This window comes from Photobacterium sp. (genome assembly GCF_033720175.1).
In the GTDB taxonomy this organism is placed as follows: Bacteria; Pseudomonadota; Gammaproteobacteria; order Enterobacterales; family Vibrionaceae; genus Photobacterium.
Genome location: NZ_JAWWDA010000001.1, coordinates 225,319 through 246,360, shown reverse-complemented (window position 1 = coordinate 246,360; position 21,042 = coordinate 225,319). Strand labels below are relative to the sequence as shown.

Genomic DNA, 21,042 nt, shown 5'->3' with positions numbered 1-21,042 from the left:
ACTATGGCAGTAATAACCATCGCTGGTGAGCAGTTGATTGCCCAAAAGAAAGAAGCCGAAGAACCATTGGTGATCACGGATTTTGTATTAGCTTATGTTCCAGGTATTGACCCGACTCAGCCGATTGACCGCAATCAGGTATTGCCACCCAGTAGCCAAATTAAGTTACGGATGCCGTATACCCGAAAAGGCTACGTGAATTTAAATGAAGTGGTGTATTCGCTGATATTGGATAACACCGTAGGGAATTTTGAATTTAACTGGCTGGGATTAATTACCGAGGAAGAGGTATTACTCGCAGCCAATCATATGTGGACAGAGCCCAAGCGGAAAAATAACTCGTTAACCGGGGAAGAAGGGAATAACTTAACTCGTAATTTCTTGCTGAATTTTTCCGGTGCGCAGGCCATTACCAATATCACCATCCCGATTGAAACATGGCAGTTTAATTACACCGAGAAAATTAATTATTTCGACTCGATGATTGTTTCGATGGCGTCGAATTTGTTTGCCTCTCAAAAACACATTATCGACTTATACCACAAACAGAATACTTTAAATGACCGTTTAGAAAAGTTGGAGAACAGCAATGGTTAATCAGCAAATTGAAGAATTATTACAGCAGGCCGTTGATCAGTCGCTAGCTCAAACCGAACAAAGCCGGAGATTGGCGGAAGAGTATGCCACTGCGATTGGGGATATCAAACAGGCTGCTAATGATGCAGTACAGCGTGTTGATGCCGCCATTCCTACCGCCGTCAATGCAGAAATGTATCAGCATTTGTATTTAGATCCGGTAAATGGTGATGACTCCAATAGTGGGTTGTTATCATCGCCCTTTAAAACATTGAAAGCGTTACTTGACTCAACGGTAATCGGTTCGACTGTTGTTGTAAGAGGTGCTAATGACATGGTGGTTAGTGTTGATGAAGATATATTCCTCACTAACAAAAAGGTTGTCATGTATTTATTTGACTGCACACTAAATCTGAACGCAAGAATTATTATGAGTGGTTCTTTTTTCAAAAATCATTACTACTTTAAGGAAATTAACCAAACGGTTGAAAGTGCATTTATGCATTACACCGCCGAAATTCGTATTCTATCCGGTGGGTTGAACCCGTCAGGGGAGGCCAAGAGCTTATTTAAACAGGGTTACACTGGTGGGTATGTTGATAAACCAGGTTCTCACCATAGTAATATTCTGTTTGAAGGAACAGTCAACGATGCTAATTCTCAATACTATGTGTTTAGTCCTACCTATTACAAAGCGTCAATGATTGCAACGACATATAACTTAATACTTGGGGCAAATGTTGGTCTATTTGACCCTGTTTACAATACCGTGCAAGTGGGCACAACAGGCGTTTATTTGGTGGGTGCATAATGATTATTAGTTTTAAATATGACGGTAAGCAGTATCTGAACTTTGATACAGGCAGTGATGAGTGGCGCGATCTAGATATTTCCTCTGAAGATAAGGCTGTAATTTTAAATAATATCAAATGGGAAGACATTCGCGAAACCCGCCAACGTTTAATATTTGAAACCGACTGGACGCAAGGGCAGGACAGCCCGTTATCACCGGGGATCATAGCCGACTTTGCAACGTATCGACAAGCCTTGCGTGATATCCCACAGAATACGGCTAATCCTGATGAAGTGGTGTGGCCAGATAAACCATCACTGAGTTAGTTACTTCGAGGGAAGTTAAGTTATGAAAGTCAAAATGGACCCGTTAACAGTGGTCATTGTATCGATTTTGTTGGGGTGGGGCTGGACAGAAGTAACCCGTAAACCCATTTGCCAACAAGAAATAATGAAAGATGGTGTGAAATACACCATGCCGGTTAGCTGCTCAGTTCTTACCAATGAAGGGAATAGTTAATGCTGACTCTTGATGGTGAACAGCTACAGCTTAAACAGCCAAAGATTGGCGTTAGACAACAACTTGCCGGACAGGACATGTCCGGCCAAACCTCGGCTACCGACCAAGCGGAAACAGGCAGCAAAGGTAAAATTCTGACTGTCAAAGGCGTTATCCCTTTTAGCAAGTCACAGTTGTTAACCAACCTATTCAGCATGGCCGAAGCTCTGGATGAAGGTGCCCGTCATATCTACCGCATTAGCAACAAAACCGCCGAAACCTTAAAAGTTCGCCAGGTGAAATTTCAAGGCGCAATTCGTGCTGATGAGCAAGATACACTCAGACAATGGAGCGTGTCTTTTGAACTTGTTGAGCACTTATCGGTACCTGAGCGAGTTGAGCAGCGCCAACCGGATAAACCCGCCGCACAACAAAAAGTGCAGGGCGTGAACACACCAGTGGAAAGTGGCCAGAACGAAGACGTGCCACCTGGTACCGATGTCGAACTGACTGGCGTAATGAAAGTGCTCAAGAACATTGATGAAGCCTTGGCTTGATGGTGAACCATGACAGCAAACAACAAATTCCTTTGCCGAGTCTATCTCGGCAAGGACAAAGCCAAAGTAAAAAGCTACCGCATCGTTTTTAGTGAGAACACACCAGGGCGATGCACTCTAACCGTGGAAGGAAACCCAGAGCCAAACACTCTGGTCGCTGTGGATTTAGGTTGGGGCGATAAAATTGATCGAGTTTTCCTTGGTTTTGTTGAGCGCGTCCAACCTGCCGAAAAAGGATGGTCAACCATCTTTTGCCGTGAACTGGCCGCGATCTTGTTCAAGTCGCTCAACATCATCATGCGTCACCCAACATTGATACAGTTACTAAGTGAAGTCACCAATAAAACAGGGCTGCAGTTTGTGGTACCAGAAAGGGCGTATAGCAAAACCGCTATTCCTTGTTTCTACAGTGATGGTAATGGCTATCGGGTCATTGATGAACTGGCCCAAGCATTCAGCATTGATGATCTGTTTTGGCAGCAACAAGGTAACGGTCAAATCTATGTTGGCAGTTGGAAGGACTCGTTTTGGGCAGATAAGCCAATCACCATCCCAAACCAACTAATGACCAACCACACCGCCAACAAATCAGTGAAAATCCCTGCAATCCCAAAACTCAAGCCTGGTGTTGTGGTTAACGGCATTCGCCTCACAGGCGTAGAGTTCGAAGGCACGGAGGCAAAGATAACATGGATGTAAATGTAATTAAGCGCATCATCTTTCGCTTATTCCCAGAGCTCACTGGCCGATGGCATTTACCAAGATGGGGGAAGGTGGTTGCACTGCCAGAGCTGCCAGAAGAGGGCGATTTATCCGATCGCTTTTATCCTCACTATGCGGTTGATGTTCAGCTACTTGATGAAAAGGGCATGGAGTACGAGAACAAACCACCACTTCAAGCGGTACCGCTTCCCGTTCCAGGTCTTGGTGATCATGCTGGCCGTTTAGAACCGCCCGCGATTGGTAGCATCGTAGAGTTAGGTTTTATGTTCGGCCAACCGGACAAACCTTTTATTCGTTGTGTTCTTCCGCTTGGGTTCAAGTTACCAGGTATCAAAGAAGGTGAAAGCCGATATCAACAGCGACAAGGTGTTTACCAGTTGGTAGATCAAGACGGAAACTTTGAACGAAAGACAGATAAAGACGACAAGTTGGAATGTCTTAACCAACGCCTCAAAGTACTGGAAAACCGTTTAGCTGAAATTGATGGTGACCACACGGAAACCGTTAAAGGTAATAAGGCAACTACTGCTAAGAATCTCACCGAGGATGCAGACACCATTAAGATGAATGGTGGTAAAGGAGTATGCACAGGTGCAAGTATCTGCCCGTTTATGGGCAAACCACATGTAGACGTATCAACCACCGTATTCGCAGGGAAATAAGATGGCATTAAGCAAAGCGTCACTGAAACAGAAACTGGAAACCGAGTTGAAAGCCCAGGGCTTTGTTCTCGATGGTGAGTTCGCGATGGCGGGTAAGATGGCCGAGGCCATTGCCAATGCCGTGGTGGATGAAATAACCCAGAATGGTAAGGCTGATGTGAAGGGTGGAAGTTCAGCAGGGGAACATTCGATAGTCTAATAATTCAAGCTGTTAAGAGAGAGAATAAATTTCATCTGTCGCCATTCTGTCGCCACTTTGATTGCTTTACATACTTCCTTGTTTGATAAGTGATTGGTAATAAACAAAAAAAGCCCCCTTGCAAGAAGGGGGCAATAGTACCATCGCTTTTCTTATTCGTAATTCGCTTTAACCAAAATCACCATTTACATAACCGCGGGTGCGATCGTCGCGTGGGTTGCTAAACAGTGCGCTTGTCTCATCATGTTCAACCAGCTCCCCCATCAGGAAGAAAGCAGTACGGTCAGAGATACGTCGTGCTTGTTGCATTGAGTGAGTCACGATAACAATCGTGAAGTCTTTTTTCAGTGACTCCATCAAATCTTCAATTTTCTTGGTCGCAATCGGGTCCAGTGCCGAGGTCGGCTCATCCATCAGGATAACTTCTGGCTTCATTGCAATCGTACGGGCGATACACAGACGTTGTTGCTGTCCGCCTGACAGGCCGAAAGCATGAGATTTAAGACGGTCTTTTACTTCATCCCATAATGCTGCACCGCGAAGTGATTTTTCGACGACATCATCAAGGGTCTTTTTATCTTTTACCCCTTGAGCGCGCAGGCCATAAGCAACATTTTCATAGATGCTCATCGGGAACGGGTTAGGTTTCTGGAACACCATCCCCACTTTAATTCGCAGCTGAGCCACATCGATGTGGCCATAGACATCTTCGCTATCCATGGTCAGTGAACCGTTGATCTTAACGCCTTCAATCAGGTCGTTCATCCGGTTCAGGCAACGTAATAAGGTCGATTTACCACAGCCTGACGGGCCGATGAGTGCCGTTACCTGACGATTTGGAATTGGCAGGCAGATCTTTTTAAGCGCCTGGTTTTCACCGTAGTAAAGGTCAAGGTTTTCAATGTTAAATTTGTTCATCTTTTTGTCCTCAAAAATCAGTAAGTTGCCGTGTTGAAGCGGCTGGCAATCAATTTGGTAATCATGTTAATAACAAGAACAATCACAATCAGAACGGTTGCCGTTGCGTAGGCTTGTTGCCATTCATGAATGGTGTAAAGCTCTTGCGTTAACTTATACAGGTGGACGGTTAACGTACGGCCCGAGTCAAAAACACTCTCGGGAACGCGGGCAACCATACCTGCAGTCATGAATACCGGTGCGGATTCACCAATAACACGACCCACGCTGAGGATGATGGAGGTTACGATACCAGGCATAGCGCTTGGCAGAATAAGTCTCCAGATGGTGTAGATTTTTGAGGCACCTAAACCGTAAGAACCTTCACGGTAAGTTTGCGGTACAGACATTAATGCTTCTTCTGTCGTACGAATAATCACCGGAAGGATCAAAATACTCAGGGTCAGAGCCCCCGACAGAATAGAGTAACCAAAGCCCAGTACGACAACGAAGAAGGTCATACCGAACAGGCCGTAGATTATCGACGGGATCCCCGCCAGTGATTCTGTACAAAAACGCACGACTTTGACTAATTTACTGCCTACTTTAGCGTATTCGGTCAGATAGATAGCCGTCATAATGCCAATGGGTGCAGCCACAGAAATGGAGGCGGCAACCATATAAAGTGTCGACACAATCATAGGCCAGATGCCAGATTCTTTGCCAATTGTGGTGTAGTTACTGGAGATAAACGACCAGTCTACATAAGCCAGACCGTTACTTAAGATGTACCAGACAACCCAAAGCAGAAAGCCAACAGTGATACCCGCTGATAACCAAATTACGCTCAGAGAGATTCTATCTTTTAATTGCGTTGATAGAGACATAGTCATTACCTCGCACGCTCACGGTTTAAGTACAGGAGGGCGGCGTTCAATATCATAATAAAGGCAAGCAGAACAATGCCCGTTGCGTATAGCGCGCTTGCATGGATGCCTGTTGCATAAGACATTTCAATGGCAATATTCGCGGTCAGGGTGCGCGCAGAATCAAGCAGTCCTTCAGGCATGGCTGGGGAGTTACCCATTACCATGATGATGGCCATGGTTTCACCCAGTGCACGAGCAATGCCCAGAATCACGCCAGTCATAATACCTGAGCGAGCAGCCGGAAGCAGGAGCTTAAAGATGGTGAACATGTGTGATGCGCCCAGCGCGAAAGAGCCTTCTTTATAGGTACGAGGAACGGCACGAATCGACGTTTCAGATACCGTAATAACGGTAGGGAGGATCATCACCGCAAGAACGATAATACCTGCCAGAACCGTATTACCGGCGGGTATATCAAAGGTGCTCTGAACTAACGGAACAATGATAACCAGACCGAAGAAACCGTAAACAACCGAAGGAATACCTGCGAGTAACTCGATCATTGGGCGAATAAGGTTTGCTAAGCGCTTGGGGGCGACCTCGGCAATAAAAATAGCGGTTAACACCCCGACAGGTACGCCCAGAATAACCGCGCCAGCGGTAGAAACTAAAGACGCGACGATCATTGGTGCAATACCAAATAATGCCGGTGGCAACCAATCAGACCCTAAAACGATACCTGTAAACCCAGCATGCTGGAACGCTGCGAAACCTTCTCTAAAAATAAAATAACCAATGGTTATTAAAGACAAAATGCCAAGCGCGGCACTTAGCATGAAAAGGTTTTTGAAGAACAGTTCGCGCCAGTCAATCACTTTTTTTGACTTCAGTGACGAGCCTTTCGCTGTCTTCTCAATGTTATTTGCGATGGTCATATGTAACTCCAAAAACCAACAACGTCGACTCGTTCATCGTATCGCTCCAGAACGAACAACTGCTGGTTGAGCAGTTGTGAAAATGTAAATCGTTGTGGCAAAAAATAACGCTCAGCCTTTAGCCGAGCGTTACTAAAGTGACTTAATTAATTGCGATGTAACCTTTAGCTGCAACCAGCTTTTGAGCTTCGTCAGACAAAGTCCAGTCCATGAAGGTCTTAGTAGTCGGGTTGATTTTGCTTGCCTGATACAGAACAAGGAAAGGTCGCTGAACCTGATACTCACCAGACTTAATGTTTTCTACTGATGGCTTATGGCCGTCGATAGCCACCGCTTTTAGTGAGTTATCAACAGTCCCCAGAGAGATGTAACCGATAGCAAACGGGTTATTAGCAACGGTTGTTTTGAGCTGGCCGTTACCACTTGCAACCTGGGCGCGCTGAGAAATAGCGGAAACTTTAATGTCGTTAATTTTCTTTTTGAGTGACATGATATCTTCGAAAGCGCCACGGGTACCGGATGCTGTATCACGTGTCACGACGACGATTGGCTTATTTTCGCCACCCACCTGTTTCCAGTTAGTGATTTCGCCTTTATAAATTTTTGTCACGTCTTCTTTGGAAAGATCGTTAATCGGGTTGTTGTTGTGCACAACAACGGCAATGCCGTCACGAGCCACAACCACTTCTTTCAAATCGTCTGACTTCTCAGAGTCTTTAAGGTTACGAGAACTCATACCGAGATCCGCTGAACCGTCTTTGGCAGCACGAATACCAGCAGAAGAGCCCGGACCCTGAACTTCAACGAAAACATTTGAGTTTGTCTTGCCATAAGTTTCACCAAACACTTCCATCAATGGTGTAACTGAACTTGAACCGACAACAGAGATAGTTTCGTTTGCAACTGCCGCTGTATTGAAAGCCATTGAACCTGCAAGAGCTAGCGCACCGATAATCTTTGTTTTCATTTTCCTAATCCTTTACATGCTGGCGATATTGCCAATAGGTTTGAATGAACGAAGGTAAGGTTAGGTTAGTTTTATGACAATTATGTTTCAGAACGTTGAACCCTACATGACAGCGGTAATGCAACAAGAGCCGATGCAACGGCCAAGCAGACGGATAAACTGGCTAAAGAAGGCCTGAATGTTTTTGAGCAGAGCAGTGTGCAGATGACACAAACGATGTCAGAAGTTGCGGGTGTGGTAACACGGTTGAAAGATCAGTCAGAGCAGATCAGTAAGGTCATCGAAGTTATTCGCGCTATTTCTGAGCAAACTAACTTGCTGGCACTCATCGCAGCCATAGAAGCTGCATGAGCCGGGGAGCAAGACCGCGGCTTTGCCGTGGTTGCCGATGACGTCAAATCACTGGCTGCGCGTACGCAAGATTCGACTAGTTATCTCTGTTAGCTGAGCAACAGAAGCAGCAATTGTCTGTATTTAATTTATTTACTCACCGATCTTCCCGTTCATTTATTTTTATATTTTTATATTTTTTGTTTTTATATTCATTTCATTTTTTAATTTATTTCTTTATTCGCCAAAGATATTCCGGCAAGTATTGCAATATCGTCGCGAAGGGAGCGGGATCAATTCGCTTCTTAATTATGCTGTTATGAATTAGCGGCAAGTCAATTGATGAAATGCGATATTCTGTGTTATTTAAAATAAGCCCTGCAATGATTTTTGTGATCTAAGTCTATCTTTTAGATGTTTTTGTCGACATAATACGCAATATATTATCAGTATCATCAACGTGATGAATTGGTACTTCAGCGTTTAATTTTTGAGGTTTTAATGCAGTTTTCGTTAAAAAATTTATCGATACGAGTTCAGGTGCTATTACCTGTTCTACTGATGGTTGTCGTACTCATTTCTTCTTTATTGTTGACTAAGTCTAAACTGGAAGAAGAACAAGCTAACATTAGTAATAACACCGAATCTCTGGTGCTATTTAAAGATACCTTAGCTAAAATCGATGATGACATTTATCCTCTTCGAATTAGTGCGGTATATGCTATTTATGAAGGTTCTCGCCGCAATAGCTTTCAAACTACATTGTCAGAAACTGAGCGAAAAGTTACTTCTTCACTCAAAATATTATCGCAAGTATCAGAATTCCAATCTGATGTTAATGCCGCGGACACTGCGATAAAGGCTTATATTTTATACTCTAAGCGTATGATTTCTTTAGTGGAACGCTATGATTCAGGTACAGCCTCTCAACAAGAGCTTGATACTTTTATTGCCCAATATATTGAAGTTGGTAATAAAATGGTCGGTTCAATTAATACACTCTCTGGCAAAGTTAACCTGTATGCGAGTAAAAGTTTAGAGCAAAGCGAGAAAAACAATGAGTCGTTAATGACAATGGCATCCATTGCATTATTAGCGGTGTTCGTTATTTCTATCTTAGCGGCATGGTGGCTCTCTGGACTCATCGTTAATCCGATACTGAAACTGCAAAGTGTTATGCGTGATGTGGCCGCTGGCAACTTGTCGGTACGTGCAGAGCAAGATGGTGATAACGAGATCTCTCAGTTAGGAGGTGACGTTAACACGACGGTAACGCAACTTCATACCACCGTCGAATCACTCATTCGTATTAGCGAAGATGTTGCGGCGGCGTCTACAGAGCTTGCCGCAGTCATGACCCAGTCGGAAGCAAATGCACAGCTTGAATTGAATGAGATTGATCAGATTGCTTCGGCAGTTAATGAGTTATCAAGTACAGCGGACAACGTGAGTGATAATGCCACTAGTGCCGATGCAACCGCGAAGCAAACTGATGCACTGGCCAAAGAAGGCCTGAATATCTTTGAGCAGAGCAGTGCCGCCAGTGTGCAGATGACAAAAACATTGTCTGAAGCTGCTGAGGTAGTGACGCGCTTGAAAGATCAGTCGGATAAAATCAGCGAAGTGATTGAAGTGATCCGCAGTATTTCAGAACAGACGAATTTGCTGGCACTGAACGCTGCCATTGAAGCCGCACGAGCCGGGGAGCAAGGCCGGGGCTTTGCCGTGGTTGCCGATGAAGTCAGATCGCTGGCAGCACGAACTCAAACATCGACCCAAGAGATCCAGGTTATTATTGAAGAGCTGCAGTCACAGTCTGGACATGCGAACGACAGTATGCAGTCGAGCCTTGAAATGCTGGAGCGTAACCAAATGTTGGCGAGTCAGGCCAATGACGCGTTAGTGGGTATTACTGAGTCGGTGATTCAAATCAGTGATATGAACACCCAGGTCGCGACAGCGGCTGAGCAACAGTCTCAGGTAACGCAAGACATTAACCGTAATGTGACGAACATGTCTGAAATCGTGAATCAAAACGTTGCTGGTATCAGTCAGAGTGCAGTTGCGAGCAATGAATTGTCTCAGTTGGCAGAGCAGCAGAAAGAGCAGCTGTCTTTCTTCAAACTGTAAACTACCTTAGAATAATTGTTAGCAGAGGCCTGTCAGTGACAGGCCTTTTTGTTTTCAGAAAAAACTAATGGCACTTTCAGGACTAGCGGCATCAATACAGTAATGAATAGTCTTCTTTAAATGTTGACAATAATCCCCATCGGGATAATCACCAGAGCCCAGCAGTGAGATCTTTATGCTAAAAAAAGCCCAGCAAATGGTTGTGTTTAATGCACTGACCAAACAGCAAAGCTTCACCAAGGCGGCACAGCTGCTGAATATTTCGCGTACCCAGGTCAGTAAACAAATACAGCAACTGGAGCAGCGGCTAGGTGTTCAGTTGGTGCAAAGAACCACTCGTTCATTCGCTCTAACGGAGGCCGGGCGGACATTCTCAGCCCACTGCGCCAATATAGTCGGGGAAATCAACGAAGCCGAGAGCGAACTATTGTCAAATACCGATGCCTTGCAAGGGGCGTTACGTGTTGGTATTGCCCAGTCATTTGCATCGAATCATATTGCGCCCCACATTTCTGATTTTCACGATCTATATCCGCAGCTGGACTTAGAGATGAGCCTGTTTGATCACCGTGTCGATCTGATATCAGAACAACTGGATCTGTGGATTGGTATGATGGATTCGCCACCTGAGGGTTTTGTTGCCCGGCATTTAACGGATTGTCATTTCGTATTGGCAGCAAGCCCGGATTATCTAGCGAAAAAAGGTGTGCCATATCACCCAAGTGATCTGGCCGATCATAACTGCATCATTTATTTCAGTCGTGAGCGCAAAGATAACATCTGGAGCTTCCAGAAAGACGATGAGAGTCTGCAAATGAATGTAAAAGGTAATTACCGGGTCGATTCGGCTGATGCAATTCGAGACGCGACACTAACCGGTAATGGCATCGGTTATCTGGCCACTTATTTACTGCAAAATGAGTTTCGTGACGGTAAGTTGATTCGTCTGATGCCTGATTGGCAATTAACCCAGCATATGCCACTTTACGCCATTTATCCCCGGCATAAGTTCTTACCGAACAAAGTCAGGGTGTTTATCGAGTTTGTCCGCAAGCATATAGGGGAGCCCGCATGCTGGGACCGGGGACTGTTGTAAGGGGAGGTTCATCAGTCTGGTGCGCCAGGAATGTTTGACAGACTTTTATAACGATGGTGGTTTTAGAAGGAATAGATACTGATTGCCCCTGTAGCATGGTCATTTTTTATCAATAGGCCGGTATTTCCTTGTCTGGAGATTGATGAAAAAAGCATCTGATTAGATCCTCGACAGAATTCAGGCTGCCAAAAAACGGCCGTTATTGTCACACATGGCAACAACAGTATCCCCCAAAGGAACCAATCATGCCGATTGCGTTTGCTTTGGCGAAAATAGAAGCAAAATCACCGAGAAATGTAATCCGAATGTTGGACTGCATAACAACTTGATCCTTGTCACACTTTTAAATCCCCCTACAATGCCGCCGCAATCGTTTACTAACAGACTAACAGTGAGGAATGACCGTGAACTATTTGGTCAGCATCTTAGGTATTATCACGCTTTTCGCGATTGCCATCTTATTTTCAGAGAACCGTCGAGCCATTAACTGGCGAACTGTCGGTGGTGCCTTTGCCATTCAGTTATCGTTTGCAGGTTTTATTCTGTATGTACCGATTGGTCGTGAAGTGCTGAACAGTGTGTCGAATGCCGTATCGGGTATCATCGATTACGGTCGGGTTGGTACTGAGTTCCTGTTCGGCGAACTGGCACAATTTAAGCTGGGCTTTATATTTGCCGTCAATGTACTGCCAACCATCGTGTTCTTCTCTGCACTTATCTCTGTTCTCTATTACCTTGGAATAATGGGCTGGGTCATTAATGGACTCGGTGGTGCACTTCAGCGCCTACTGGGTACTAGCCGGACTGAATCGATGTCTGCGACGGCAAATATTTTTGTTGGCTCGGTTGAAGCGCCACTTGTTGTACGCCCTTTTTTGGCCAAGATGAGCCGTTCGGAGTTATTTGCCGTCATGGTGGGGGGGCTGGCATCGGTCGCTGGTGGCACGATGGTTGGCTATGCCGGTCTGGGGGTTGAGATCAGTTACCTTATAGCGGCGAGTTTTATGTCGGCGCCTGCTGGTTTGATGATGGCGAAGATCCTTGTGCCACAAACTGAAACAATTACTGAAGAATCACAGTACGCCGATGAAGATGATGACGAGCCGGTTAACATTATTGATGCGGCTTCTCGTGGCGCATTGAGCGGTCTGCAAATCGCAATGGCGGTAGGAGCAAGCTTACTGGCAATTATCAGTCTGATTGCGTTAGTTAATGGCGGATTAGGTCACATCGGAGAGTTCCTCGGTATCAATAACCTGAGTCTGGAACTGCTGTTCGGTTACCTGTTTGCTCCCGTTGCATGGTTGATTGGCGTTCCTTGGTCAGAAGCAACGGTTGCGGCAAGCCTGATTGGTAAAAAGATTGCGGTTAATGAATTTGTCGCTTTTGCTGATTTAATGGCCGTGAAAGATCAACTCAGTGAGCACTCGCAGGCGATTGTCACTTTTGCATTGTGTGGTTTTGCCAACCTGACGTCGATTGCAATGCTGATGGGAGGGTTAGGTGGCGTTGTACCAAGTCGTCGTCCTGATGTTGCACGCCTCGGTATGAAAGCGATTTTTGCTGCAACGCTGTCTAACTTAATGAGCGCGACTATCGCTGGTATTTTCCTCTCATTCTGATGAGTGGCCAATCAGAAATTAACGAGATCTCTATTTTTGTTTTATGCGTTTAAAAATAAAGCCCGCAAAAAAGCGGGCTTTATAATATCGGTATGTAAGACCTAAGGACAATTTAATATTAGTGAGATGGCCTCAGAAGTCAGTCTTAAATGTGATACAATTGTTCGTATTATTGCTCTCTCTTTGCTTAGTTCATTGCTTTTATATGAATTTTTTGATGATTAATTTTATCTGGAGCGGAAATGAAATCTCCTGTTGACCGATTGCTAATTGAACATGAAAACCTGGTGCACTCCGAAGGGGTAAAGGTTGTCTCGCACACCCAGCGCGATGATGGTGACTGGGTGTTACATACCTTAATGATTGAAGGTTGTGACGCTCCCTTTAAATTCCGCCGTAAGAAAAAGTATCGGAGCCTGAAGGGGCAGAGGGTCAATATGACATACTATCCGGAAATCGAGATCGTGGCCGGTTTCGAGATTGAAACGATGAAAGTGGTGAGGGTTAAGAGAGATTAACCAGCAGAAGGACGCATAATGCGTTCGTTGCGAGTATTGCGTCTGGCATGGCTAGCGCGTTCACTCTGACGCCTTACCTGCCGTATCTTTCAGCCAAATTCAGGAACCTTCCGATTCCCCCCCGCATTGACTAAATAGTGTGGCTCGGCGACGACGGATGGCGCTAAGTGCGACAGCTGCTGAAGAGATCAAGTTCAGGCTGATAGACCTTAGTATCGACATCCATAATTCCTAACATTGAGTGGAACACATTGTCTTGTGAATAGCTTCTTTGTTGTGCCACCTGGTTGAGGCATTTCGAATCGATATTTTTTGCTTGCTTAAAATCTTCCGACATCCACACCATCATAGGCACTTTGGTCTGAAAGTCAGGTGCGAGCTTGTACGGTGTACCATGGAGAAACAGCCCGTTTTCACCCATTGACTCGCCGTGATCGGAGATATAAAACAGCGCCGTATTAAATTCGGACTCTAATTTTTCCAGTTTCTCGATAGTTTGTGAAATAACATAATCAGAATAAAGAATTGTATTGTCGTAAGTGTTAATGATCTCATCCAAATTACAGTTCTCAATATCACTACGCGGACAATCTGGCGTAAATATACGATGCTCATCAGGATATCGTTGGAAATAAGTTGGACCATGACTGCCGATTAAATGCAGCGACAGCATACGGTTGCCTTCTAAGCTGCGGACATCCGAATCAAAATTTTCCAAAAGAGCCATATCGTAGCACGTGTTGCCATTACAATATTTACTTTTGATATTACGCTTGATCTCTTGATAAGTGATATTTTTCGCAACGCCTTTGTCACCACTGTCATTATCTTTCCAGAGCAGTGAAATACCGGCTCGCTTCATGATATCTAAGAAGTTATCTTGATGATTAGCTAGACGTTTATCGTAATCACGTTTCGGTAGTTGGGAGTACATGCAGGGTACGGAAACGGCTGTTGCGGTTCCGCATGAACTGACGTCATGGAAGGAAATTATGTTTTTGCCACGAGTGTACCGATTGGTCGAGCGAGAGTAGCCATTCAATTCCTGGTTTTGTGAACGGGCCGTTTCCCCCAATATAAACACCATTAAGGTTGGCTTTTCTGCCGCCACTGATTTTGGGGATTGCTTGGCATCTAGCCCGATTTTTCGGTACTCGATAGGAGCTGCGAAGTAGGTTTTATTGATGTACTTGGTTGCGCTATACATCAAATGGGTCGGGATAATCATCTTATTTAGGTAGCTATTATTGCGCCCGACAGAGCTGTAATCTTTATAATACAGCAGTGCGATAATCGCGATGACAATCAGAGACAACCCCATTGAGACACTCTTCGTAACCAGCAACTTTGTCTTACTGCCAATAGGGGTGAATTTTACTTTGCTGATCAGCAGCGCAGGTCCTCCCCCCATCAATAATATCCACAAAACGGAATAGCTGCTTAGATAAGAACTGGCCTCGCTGGTATCGGTTTCGGCAATATTTTCAATCATGCCATAGTCGATGAGAACCCCGTAATTATACATGGCATAACTCACGATGCTGGAAACAATGACTAACACCATAAAGAACGGACGTGCAATTAAAGGCCAGCTAAACAGGCTGAAAATAAAATTGAAGGCGGCAATAAAGAAGATCGGGATTGAGAGAATAAAACCTATTTTCACACTTTGCAGTGCACTTAAAATATGATGTAACTCAGCTAATATCGGTAAGTTCACTACAGCCGTAAAATAGCAGGCGAGTAAGAACGAAAAGCTAACCATACTCAGTTGCTTCATGTTTAAACGTTTTTTTAATGTATTCATAATGAAATTATTTTCTAGTGGAAAATTTGTCCTGGAAAACCAATACCGTGAAGCACGTAGATGCCGCTTCTTTCTATTACTTGCAATAGGTTAATGGTTTAAATGTCGTAAAAATGTCATTGACATTTTTTTCACACTGGTACGTGTGATGATGCGATATAAAACAGGAAAACAACGCGATGAAACTACTCTTAGTTGAGAATTATCAAGATTTGTCTGGAGTGATTTTTAACTTTTTTGAAAACAAGGGCTACAGCCTCGATCATGCGTGCGATGGCTTGCAAGGTTTTACACTTGCCAGCCAAAACCATTATGATCTGATCATTCTTGACGTGATATTGCTGTACACAGACGGCTTTAGTCTGTGTCAGAAACTGCGTCAGCAAGGCATAGATACCCCGGTTTTGATGCTTGCAGAACGTGATATTCGGGAAGAGATACTCGAAGGTTATGATATGGGGGCTGACGATTATCTGGTAAAGCCGGTAGACCTTGAAATCCTGGAAGCGCGGACTAAAGCCATGCTACGTCGTCGTAAGACGCTGTTGCAAGTTTAATCTCTGATCGTTTTAAACGATGGGTACATATAGATCTATCTGGCAGGCCGATCATTGCTATGTATACCCTATCGCCAAACAGTAAAATAACAGACTTTTACTTGTTGTTTTAAACGATGGCTAGTTAGATTGTCTGAATCAAATATTAACCGCCCTAAAAATCTCACAGTGATATCTATCATCTATACTTTAAGTGATTCTATAGTGATCAGGGTGAGAGACATGTACGCAAAATATCGATCTTATACCTTAGCCGGAAAAGAGCATCTTCATGTACATCTTGCGGTCAACCCTACCGGGTTTATTGATGTCGAGATTATGGAGAAGCACAAACAACTAAATGCTGAGTTCGAGGATTTATGCTTTGAAGATCATGGCAATACAACCGAATTAGATTGTGTTGAACACTGCAAGCGCAAGCATAAACTTTGGCATCTTTATCTTTCTTGTAAGGATGCCGAAGAACTCAACAAGTTAATTGATGAAGCCAAAGAGGAATACGAAATTCTAATGCGGGATCTTTGTTGATTGTTCACACAACCGACAATAACGTACCTTACACAAACGCCGATCCACACCACTCGTACTGATATTCATCATACATCTGTATGATGTTTTTTTTGCTACCTATCCTCAATGACAATCACTACCAGTTGGCTTGGACCATGGGCACCGTAGGCCAGGGTCTGCTGAATATCCGCTGTTTTTGACGGGCCGGAAATCAGTACGGCATTGGTCGGCATACCATTTTGCCATGCCTGCTCTGTCATCAGTGAGGTAAAATTATCTGCGATTGTCGATTGTTTAATTAACGCAATATGGCATGGCGGTACTAATGACAGAGTACGAGGCTCGTCATATCCGGGCCACAGTACCAGTGCGCCGGTATCGGCAATGCCTGCGAGGCTATGGGTTATCCCCCCATCCACATTATCAAAGAGATCTTTTTTCCAGTCACTGATATCACGATCAAATATCACGGTATCGACATGCTGGGTGGCTTTAAGGAGATCCTGATGAAATTCCCCCCCAGTTCCCAGTGCGATACGCTGAAGTGATTTGCTGGCAATCACATTTTCAACCACATCGACCAGATGACCGTTATTGGTGGAAATGATCTCAGCATGGCTGGCAGTTAAGCAGTCGATAAATCGCTGCTTCTTGACGGTGTCTGTTCCCGAGTGCCATGACTGATAGACGATTGTTTCTTGCGGTTTCGGTTGCGCCCCGGCAGCACGCAGGCGGGATAAAATCGCATTTCTGGCGTTGCTCATGATTTGCCACCTCGTTTCTGTGCTTTGATTAACTGGTGCAAGGTATTGTCTGCAGGCTTAGGTGCTGTTCGGCATTGGGTCCAGGCACCTAAGTTTTTCGGGATCAGGGCTTTCATCTTCGTTGCCGACCAGGTGCCTACGTGATAAATCGACGGATGTGATGCGGCAAAGGCAAAGCCCTTCATGGCGAGTGATTCGATAGTGCTTGCCGCCGATTGCTGTCCGATAATGGCTTCGGTTCCCGGATTGGGCGGGTTTTTGGCTTCGTGACGTAAGCGTTGCAGCAATTCAGGGATCGGAATACGCACCGGGCACACTTCACCGCAGGCACCACACAGGCTTGAAGCGGTAACTAAGTCTTTGGTTTTATCCAATCCCAGCATATGTGGCGAAATGATCTTCCCAATCGGGCCGGGGTAGACAGTACCATAGGCGTGACCGCCAATACGGGTATAAACCGGGCAATGGTTCATGCACGCACCGCAGCGAATACACTGCAAGGTTTTTCGCATTTCTTCATCGCGATAAGCTTGAGAACGGCCGTTGTCGAGCAGCACCAAGTGGACTTCTTCCGGGCCGTCTAGTTCACTTTCTCTGCGTGGCGAACTGATCATATTGAAATAGGTTGTAATCGCCTGTCCCGTTGCCGAGCGGGTCAGGGCGCTATAGAGCGGCGGAACGTCAGTAAGAAATTCCACTACTTTTTCGATCCCGGTAATGGCTATATGCACGTTAGGCACAGTGGTACACATGCGGCCATTGCCTTCATTTTCCACCAGACACAGGGTACCGGTTTCGGCGACAGCAAAGTTAACGCCGGATAAGCCGATATCGGCATCGCGAAATTTCTCTCTTAGTTTACGGCGACCGGTTTGGATCAGCTCGTCGACATCGAGGGTCGGGGTAAAGTCATCAAGGTTTTCTGCAAAGGTGTCGCAGACTTCCTGTTTGTTTTTATGGATTGCCGGCATGATGATATGGGATGGTTTGTCGCCATCAAGCTGGACAATATATTCACCCATATCACTTTCCAAACACTCGATGCCAAGCTTGGCCATTTCATGGTTGAGTTCTATTTCTTCGCTCACCATGGATTTGCCTTTAATAATTCTTTTCGCGTGGTGCTTCCGGGCAATTGCAGCAATGATGCTGTTGGCTTCAGTGTCATTTTGTGCCCAGTGCACTTGAATGCCATTGCGGGTACAGTTGGCTTCCAGTTGTTCCAGTAAGTCGGGCAGTTTGCTCAGGCACCGCTGGCGAATGGCTTCAGAGAGATCTCGAATATGCTTTTCTTCATCAGGATCGGAAAAGGCCGCCTTGCGTTTATCTTGCAGGTAATCCATCGCGCCACGAAAGTTCTGGCGCAATTGCTGATCGGCAAGTGCTGCTTTGGCTTGCGTATGGAATAATTGTGGTGTCGACTCTGGTTTATGCGCTGCCATGTTATTTTCCTCCCGTCCGTTCCAGCAAGAAACTGGCAAGGTGACGCCCGCGCATCGGTTTGCCCTGATATTCCAGCGCGCCGTTGATATTCAGCAGGCAACCCCAGTCGGCACTGACTAGCTGGCTGGCCTGGGTGTCAGAGAGATGTCGGGTTTTGTCTTCTACCATCGCTTGGCTGATGTTGGGATGGCGCACGGCAAATGTGCCGCCGAACCCGCAGCACTCACTTTCGTAGGCTTGTTCTCGCAGCTCTACGTTGTCGAGCTGATTGAGTAGTTGAGTCGCGGTAACGTGGACATTCATTTCCCGACGGGCCGCGCAGGATGTATGCATAACGACGGAAGTGGCTTTACCGTGATCGCTGAGCTTCACCCGGCAGACATTGACCAGAAATTCTGTCAGTTCAAATACGCGGTCGCAAAAAGCATCGACTTGAGCCTGGTTATCGTCAGCTTTAAACAGGCGGCGATAGTGGTGATGCATCATGCCGCCGCAAGAACCGGATAAGACAATGACGGGCCAGTTTTCTTCAAACAGGGCCATCTGGCTGATGGCCACTTGCTTCGCTTCGTGATCGTAACCTGAGCTATAGGCGGGCTGGCCGCAGCAGGTTTGTTTTTCAATAAAGATGACCTCGATCCCTTGTTGTTCCAATAGGGTGATGGCATCAAGACCGGCTTGTGGATCGAACATGTCGATCAGGCATGTGGCGTAAAAGTACACTTTTTCCGGCTTTGCAGGGTAGATACGCATTCTATTTCTCCTGATATCTTTGTTGCTGATATCTTTGCAACAGCGCGGCTCAAGACTATTTTTTCAATTGCTTGAGCCGCTCAGTAACCATTTTTTCTGAATTATTTTTTGTCTGGTTACTTGGGTAGCATCAATGCATCAGAGATATTAAAGCTGTAAATAATGGTTAAACCAATCAGTCCCGTCATTACAAGATAGTAGAATGTCGGGATCACGGTTTTACGTAATGTCGCCCCTTCGCGCCCGAGCAACCCGACAGTGGCTGATGCTGCAACAACATTGTGAATGGCGATCATGTTACCGGCTGCTGCGCCTACCGCCTGTAGTGCTACCATTGCCGCACTGGATACGCTTAAGGTTTGTGCTACTTCAAACTGAAACTGACTGAACATCATATTTGATACAGTATTGGAGCCGGCGATAAATGCACCCAATGCACCAATGGTGGGGCTTATCGCAGGGAAGAAACTACCCACCAGATCAGAGGCGAAGTCTGCTGTAGTAACCGGCATACTGGCCAGATCCGCGGCATTGATCCCGGAGTTAATGAAAATACGCACCATGGGGATGGTAAAAATCAGTACAAACCCCGCCCCGACCAGGGTCTTGCTCGATTCATGAAAGGCTTTGATCAAAGGTGAGGCTTTACGTGATTGGAGAAGTACTGCGAGAAGGGCAACAAATACTAAAATACCGCCAGGTAAATACAACGGCTGAATAGCCGCGCTGATCCCGGTTTCGCCCAGAATATTCTTGAATGATAAGCTGATGCCGACCAAGAAGGCTTTAAAGTCTGCATTGACACGGCTGGCAACCAGTACAACGGCTAACAGAACATACGGTGCCCAGGCCAGTACGATATTCATTGGCTTTTTTTCGCTCTCAGTCAGATCCATTTTCAGAGAACCAAGCCATTCTTGTGGCCACTTATCTTCGCTTTCGAAATCCCAGTGCTTTTTGGGAACCAGAAATTCTTTTTTGGCCGCCGTTACCACGATAGCCAGACCGACCAGGCCACCGATCAGGGACGGGAATTCAGGCCCGAGAAATACACCGGTCAATGCATAAGGAATGGTGAACGCCAGGCCGGCAAAAAGAGCAAAGGGCAGAATTTCCAGCCCTTCTTTCCAGCTCTTATTTTTACCAAAAAAGCGGGTCAGCATCATTGCCATGAGTACCGGAATTAGTGTTCCTACGGTTGCGTGAATCAGGGCAACATTGGTGGTGATTTGTTGGAGGTAAACATCCCAGCTGGAACCATTTTCGATCAGGGATTGTGTGATGTTATGGGTATCGAGTCCTTTGTTTACACCGACAATAATAGGTGTACCTACCGCGCCGAAAGAAACCGGGGTCGATTGAATCATCATACCCATTACAACTGCAGCCAGAGCCGGGAAACCGATAGCAACCAAAAGAGGAGCGGCAATAGCAGCAGGCGTACCGAAGCCAGAAGCACCTTCGATAAATGAACCAAAACACCATGCAATGATAATCGCTTGTACCCGGCGATCGGTTGAAATATCGGTAAAGCCGCTGCGGATCGTGGCAATCGCCCCGGTGTGTTTCAGCGTGTTAAGCAAGAATATGGCCCCGAAGACTATCCATAACACGGCGACGGTAATGAAGAGCCCCTGAATTGATGAGGCGATGACTCGCGTTGGAGACATATCCCATACAAAAAGGGCGATGACCGCCGTGAGTATAAAAGCCACAGGCATGGCTCGCTTGGCGGGCCAGTTTAATCCCACCAGGAGTATGGCGGCGACCAAAATGGGGGAAAATGCGATTAACGCAAGTAGGGTATCGTTCATGCGATTACTTCCTTTTATTCAT

General features: G+C 45.6%; 23 protein-coding genes and 1 pseudogene. 15 read left to right on the top strand and 9 right to left on the bottom strand.

What is annotated here, in order from left to right; translation table 11 throughout:
- The first annotated feature begins 3 nt into the window (after nucleotides 1-3).
- From R3289_RS00990 to R3289_RS00955, 8 genes are read left to right on the top strand one after another with little or no spacing between them, the layout of a single operon-like run.
- Nucleotides 4-597: a phage tail protein gene (locus R3289_RS00990; protein ID WP_318923460.1), complete on the top strand. Its 594-nt coding sequence runs from the start codon at nucleotides 4-6 to the stop codon at nucleotides 595-597.
- On the top strand, nucleotides 590-1,387 hold the full coding sequence (locus R3289_RS00985; protein WP_318923458.1) for a hypothetical protein: 798 nt from the start codon (nucleotides 590-592) through the stop codon (nucleotides 1,385-1,387). The genes R3289_RS00990 and R3289_RS00985 overlap by 8 nt, the downstream gene beginning before the upstream one ends.
- Nucleotides 1,387-1,695 (top strand): tail fiber assembly protein, encoded by a 309-nt coding sequence (locus tag R3289_RS00980; protein ID WP_318923456.1) that lies wholly within the window; start codon nucleotides 1,387-1,389, stop codon nucleotides 1,693-1,695. The genes R3289_RS00985 and R3289_RS00980 overlap by 1 nt, the downstream gene beginning before the upstream one ends.
- A gap of 22 nt (nucleotides 1,696-1,717) precedes the next feature.
- A complete protein-coding gene (locus R3289_RS00975; RefSeq protein ID WP_318923454.1) occupies nucleotides 1,718-1,888 on the top strand; it encodes a hypothetical protein in 171 nt (56 codons plus the stop codon).
- Complete coding sequence (locus R3289_RS00970) at nucleotides 1,888-2,424, top strand: adenine glycosylase (RefSeq protein ID WP_318923453.1); 537 nt, start codon at nucleotides 1,888-1,890, stop codon at nucleotides 2,422-2,424. Before R3289_RS00975 ends, R3289_RS00970 begins: the two co-directional genes overlap by 1 nt.
- Before the next feature lie 9 nt (nucleotides 2,425-2,433).
- On the top strand, nucleotides 2,434-3,123 hold the full coding sequence (locus R3289_RS00965) for a hypothetical protein (RefSeq protein ID WP_318923452.1): 690 nt from the start codon (nucleotides 2,434-2,436) through the stop codon (nucleotides 3,121-3,123).
- Nucleotides 3,114-3,809: a hypothetical protein gene (locus R3289_RS00960; protein ID WP_318923450.1), complete on the top strand. Its 696-nt coding sequence runs from the start codon at nucleotides 3,114-3,116 to the stop codon at nucleotides 3,807-3,809. The genes R3289_RS00965 and R3289_RS00960 overlap by 10 nt, the downstream gene beginning before the upstream one ends.
- Nucleotide 3,810: 1 nt before the next feature.
- Nucleotides 3,811-4,008 carry a hypothetical protein gene (locus tag R3289_RS00955; protein ID WP_107282779.1) on the top strand — a complete coding sequence of 66 codons (198 nt, stop codon included), beginning with the start codon at nucleotides 3,811-3,813 and terminating at the stop codon, nucleotides 4,006-4,008.
- A gap of 168 nt (nucleotides 4,009-4,176) precedes the next feature.
- On the opposite strand, the gene pstB is transcribed toward R3289_RS00955, so the two are convergent.
- The 4 genes from pstB to R3289_RS00935 form a co-directional block, all read right to left on the bottom strand.
- Nucleotides 4,177-4,926 carry a phosphate ABC transporter ATP-binding protein PstB gene (pstB, locus tag R3289_RS00950; protein ID WP_318923447.1) on the bottom strand — a complete coding sequence of 250 codons (750 nt, stop codon included), beginning with the start codon at nucleotides 4,924-4,926 and terminating at the stop codon, nucleotides 4,177-4,179.
- Nucleotides 4,927-4,943: 17 nt separating this feature from the next.
- Entirely contained in the window at nucleotides 4,944-5,798 is an 855-nt protein-coding gene (gene pstA, locus R3289_RS00945; RefSeq protein WP_318923446.1) for a phosphate ABC transporter permease PstA, read from the bottom strand.
- The gene (pstC, locus tag R3289_RS00940; RefSeq protein ID WP_318923444.1) at nucleotides 5,798-6,709 is read right to left on the bottom strand and encodes a phosphate ABC transporter permease subunit PstC; all 912 of its coding nucleotides are present in this window, start codon (nucleotides 6,707-6,709) and stop codon (nucleotides 5,798-5,800) included. Before pstC ends, pstA begins: the two co-directional genes overlap by 1 nt.
- A gap of 142 nt (nucleotides 6,710-6,851) precedes the next feature.
- A complete protein-coding gene (locus tag R3289_RS00935; RefSeq protein ID WP_318923443.1) occupies nucleotides 6,852-7,676 on the bottom strand; it encodes a phosphate ABC transporter substrate-binding protein in 825 nt (274 codons plus the stop codon).
- Nucleotides 7,677-7,787: 111 nt separating this feature from the next.
- On the opposite strand from R3289_RS00935, the pseudogene R3289_RS00930 reads away from it, so the two are divergent.
- The 5 genes and pseudogenes from R3289_RS00930 to R3289_RS00910 all read left to right on the top strand — a co-directional run.
- Nucleotides 7,788-8,105 (top strand): annotated as a pseudogene (locus R3289_RS00930) (methyl-accepting chemotaxis protein); the annotation flags it as partial.
- Between the two features lie 402 nt (nucleotides 8,106-8,507).
- The gene (locus R3289_RS00925; RefSeq protein ID WP_318923442.1) at nucleotides 8,508-10,136 is read left to right on the top strand and encodes a methyl-accepting chemotaxis protein; all 1,629 of its coding nucleotides are present in this window, start codon (nucleotides 8,508-8,510) and stop codon (nucleotides 10,134-10,136) included.
- A gap of 175 nt (nucleotides 10,137-10,311) precedes the next feature.
- Complete coding sequence (locus tag R3289_RS00920) at nucleotides 10,312-11,232, top strand: LysR family transcriptional regulator (RefSeq protein WP_318923441.1); 921 nt, start codon at nucleotides 10,312-10,314, stop codon at nucleotides 11,230-11,232.
- A 404-nt stretch (nucleotides 11,233-11,636) separates the two neighbouring features.
- Nucleotides 11,637-12,854, top strand: coding sequence for a NupC/NupG family nucleoside CNT transporter (locus R3289_RS00915; protein WP_318923440.1), 1,218 nt, complete (start codon nucleotides 11,637-11,639; stop codon nucleotides 12,852-12,854).
- Nucleotides 12,855-13,096: 242 nt separating this feature from the next.
- A complete protein-coding gene (locus R3289_RS00910) occupies nucleotides 13,097-13,372 on the top strand; it encodes a hypothetical protein (protein ID WP_318923439.1) in 276 nt (91 codons plus the stop codon).
- A 163-nt stretch (nucleotides 13,373-13,535) separates the two neighbouring features.
- Here the strand turns inward: R3289_RS00910 and R3289_RS00905 are convergent, their stop codons facing one another.
- Nucleotides 13,536-15,179 (bottom strand): phosphoethanolamine--lipid A transferase, encoded by a 1,644-nt coding sequence (locus R3289_RS00905; protein WP_318923437.1) that lies wholly within the window; start codon nucleotides 15,177-15,179, stop codon nucleotides 13,536-13,538.
- Nucleotides 15,180-15,358: 179 nt separating this feature from the next.
- Here R3289_RS00905 and R3289_RS00900 point away from each other — a divergent pair, with 179 nt between their 5' ends.
- Nucleotides 15,359-15,736: a response regulator transcription factor gene (locus tag R3289_RS00900; protein WP_318923436.1), complete on the top strand. Its 378-nt coding sequence runs from the start codon at nucleotides 15,359-15,361 to the stop codon at nucleotides 15,734-15,736.
- 222 nt (nucleotides 15,737-15,958) lie between these two features.
- Nucleotides 15,959-16,264 (top strand): hypothetical protein, encoded by a 306-nt coding sequence (locus R3289_RS00895; RefSeq protein ID WP_318923435.1) that lies wholly within the window; start codon nucleotides 15,959-15,961, stop codon nucleotides 16,262-16,264.
- Nucleotides 16,265-16,359: 95 nt separating this feature from the next.
- Here R3289_RS00895 and R3289_RS00890 read toward each other — a convergent pair whose 3' ends face one another.
- The 4 genes from R3289_RS00890 to R3289_RS00875 form a co-directional block, all read right to left on the bottom strand.
- On the bottom strand, nucleotides 16,360-17,010 hold the full coding sequence (locus R3289_RS00890) for a lactate utilization protein C (protein ID WP_318923433.1): 651 nt from the start codon (nucleotides 17,008-17,010) through the stop codon (nucleotides 16,360-16,362).
- Entirely contained in the window at nucleotides 17,007-18,452 is a 1,446-nt protein-coding gene (locus tag R3289_RS00885) for a LutB/LldF family L-lactate oxidation iron-sulfur protein (RefSeq protein ID WP_318923431.1), read from the bottom strand. The genes R3289_RS00890 and R3289_RS00885 overlap by 4 nt, the downstream gene beginning before the upstream one ends.
- Nucleotide 18,453: 1 nt before the next feature.
- Nucleotides 18,454-19,206, bottom strand: a complete 753-nt coding sequence (locus tag R3289_RS00880) for a (Fe-S)-binding protein (protein WP_318923430.1) — start codon at nucleotides 19,204-19,206, stop codon at nucleotides 18,454-18,456.
- 116 nt (nucleotides 19,207-19,322) lie between these two features.
- Nucleotides 19,323-21,020, bottom strand: coding sequence for an L-lactate permease (locus R3289_RS00875; RefSeq protein WP_318923429.1), 1,698 nt, complete (start codon nucleotides 21,018-21,020; stop codon nucleotides 19,323-19,325).
- Nucleotides 21,021-21,042 lie beyond the last annotated feature (22 nt).

Coding starts and splice junctions, on each gene's coding strand:
- R3289_RS00920 (WP_318923441.1), top strand. CDS start 10,312: ATGCTAAAAAAAGCCCAGCAAATGGTTGTGTTTAATGCACTGACCAAA.
- pstC (WP_318923444.1), bottom strand. CDS start 6,709: ATGACCATCGCAAATAACATTGAGAAGACAGCGAAAGGCTCGTCACTG.
- R3289_RS00985 (WP_318923458.1), top strand. CDS start 590: ATGGTTAATCAGCAAATTGAAGAATTATTACAGCAGGCCGTTGATCAG.
- R3289_RS00900 (WP_318923436.1), top strand. CDS start 15,359: ATGAAACTACTCTTAGTTGAGAATTATCAAGATTTGTCTGGAGTGATT.
- R3289_RS00980 (WP_318923456.1), top strand. CDS start 1,387: ATGATTATTAGTTTTAAATATGACGGTAAGCAGTATCTGAACTTTGAT.
- R3289_RS00970 (WP_318923453.1), top strand. CDS start 1,888: ATGCTGACTCTTGATGGTGAACAGCTACAGCTTAAACAGCCAAAGATT.
- R3289_RS00990 (WP_318923460.1), top strand. CDS start 4: ATGGCAGTAATAACCATCGCTGGTGAGCAGTTGATTGCCCAAAAGAAA.
- R3289_RS00960 (WP_318923450.1), top strand. CDS start 3,114: ATGGATGTAAATGTAATTAAGCGCATCATCTTTCGCTTATTCCCAGAG.
- R3289_RS00925 (WP_318923442.1), top strand. CDS start 8,508: ATGCAGTTTTCGTTAAAAAATTTATCGATACGAGTTCAGGTGCTATTA.
- R3289_RS00885 (WP_318923431.1), bottom strand. CDS start 18,452: ATGGCAGCGCATAAACCAGAGTCGACACCACAATTATTCCATACGCAA.
- R3289_RS00910 (WP_318923439.1), top strand. CDS start 13,097: ATGAAATCTCCTGTTGACCGATTGCTAATTGAACATGAAAACCTGGTG.
- R3289_RS00965 (WP_318923452.1), top strand. CDS start 2,434: ATGACAGCAAACAACAAATTCCTTTGCCGAGTCTATCTCGGCAAGGAC.
- R3289_RS00955 (WP_107282779.1), top strand. CDS start 3,811: ATGGCATTAAGCAAAGCGTCACTGAAACAGAAACTGGAAACCGAGTTG.
- pstB (WP_318923447.1), bottom strand. CDS start 4,926: ATGAACAAATTTAACATTGAAAACCTTGACCTTTACTACGGTGAAAAC.
- pstA (WP_318923446.1), bottom strand. CDS start 5,798: ATGACTATGTCTCTATCAACGCAATTAAAAGATAGAATCTCTCTGAGC.
- R3289_RS00935 (WP_318923443.1), bottom strand. CDS start 7,676: ATGAAAACAAAGATTATCGGTGCGCTAGCTCTTGCAGGTTCAATGGCT.
- R3289_RS00895 (WP_318923435.1), top strand. CDS start 15,959: ATGTACGCAAAATATCGATCTTATACCTTAGCCGGAAAAGAGCATCTT.
- R3289_RS00975 (WP_318923454.1), top strand. CDS start 1,718: ATGAAAGTCAAAATGGACCCGTTAACAGTGGTCATTGTATCGATTTTG.
- R3289_RS00890 (WP_318923433.1), bottom strand. CDS start 17,010: ATGAGCAACGCCAGAAATGCGATTTTATCCCGCCTGCGTGCTGCCGGG.
- R3289_RS00905 (WP_318923437.1), bottom strand. CDS start 15,179: ATGAATACATTAAAAAAACGTTTAAACATGAAGCAACTGAGTATGGTT.
- R3289_RS00880 (WP_318923430.1), bottom strand. CDS start 19,206: ATGCGTATCTACCCTGCAAAGCCGGAAAAAGTGTACTTTTACGCCACA.
- R3289_RS00875 (WP_318923429.1), bottom strand. CDS start 21,020: ATGAACGATACCCTACTTGCGTTAATCGCATTTTCCCCCATTTTGGTC.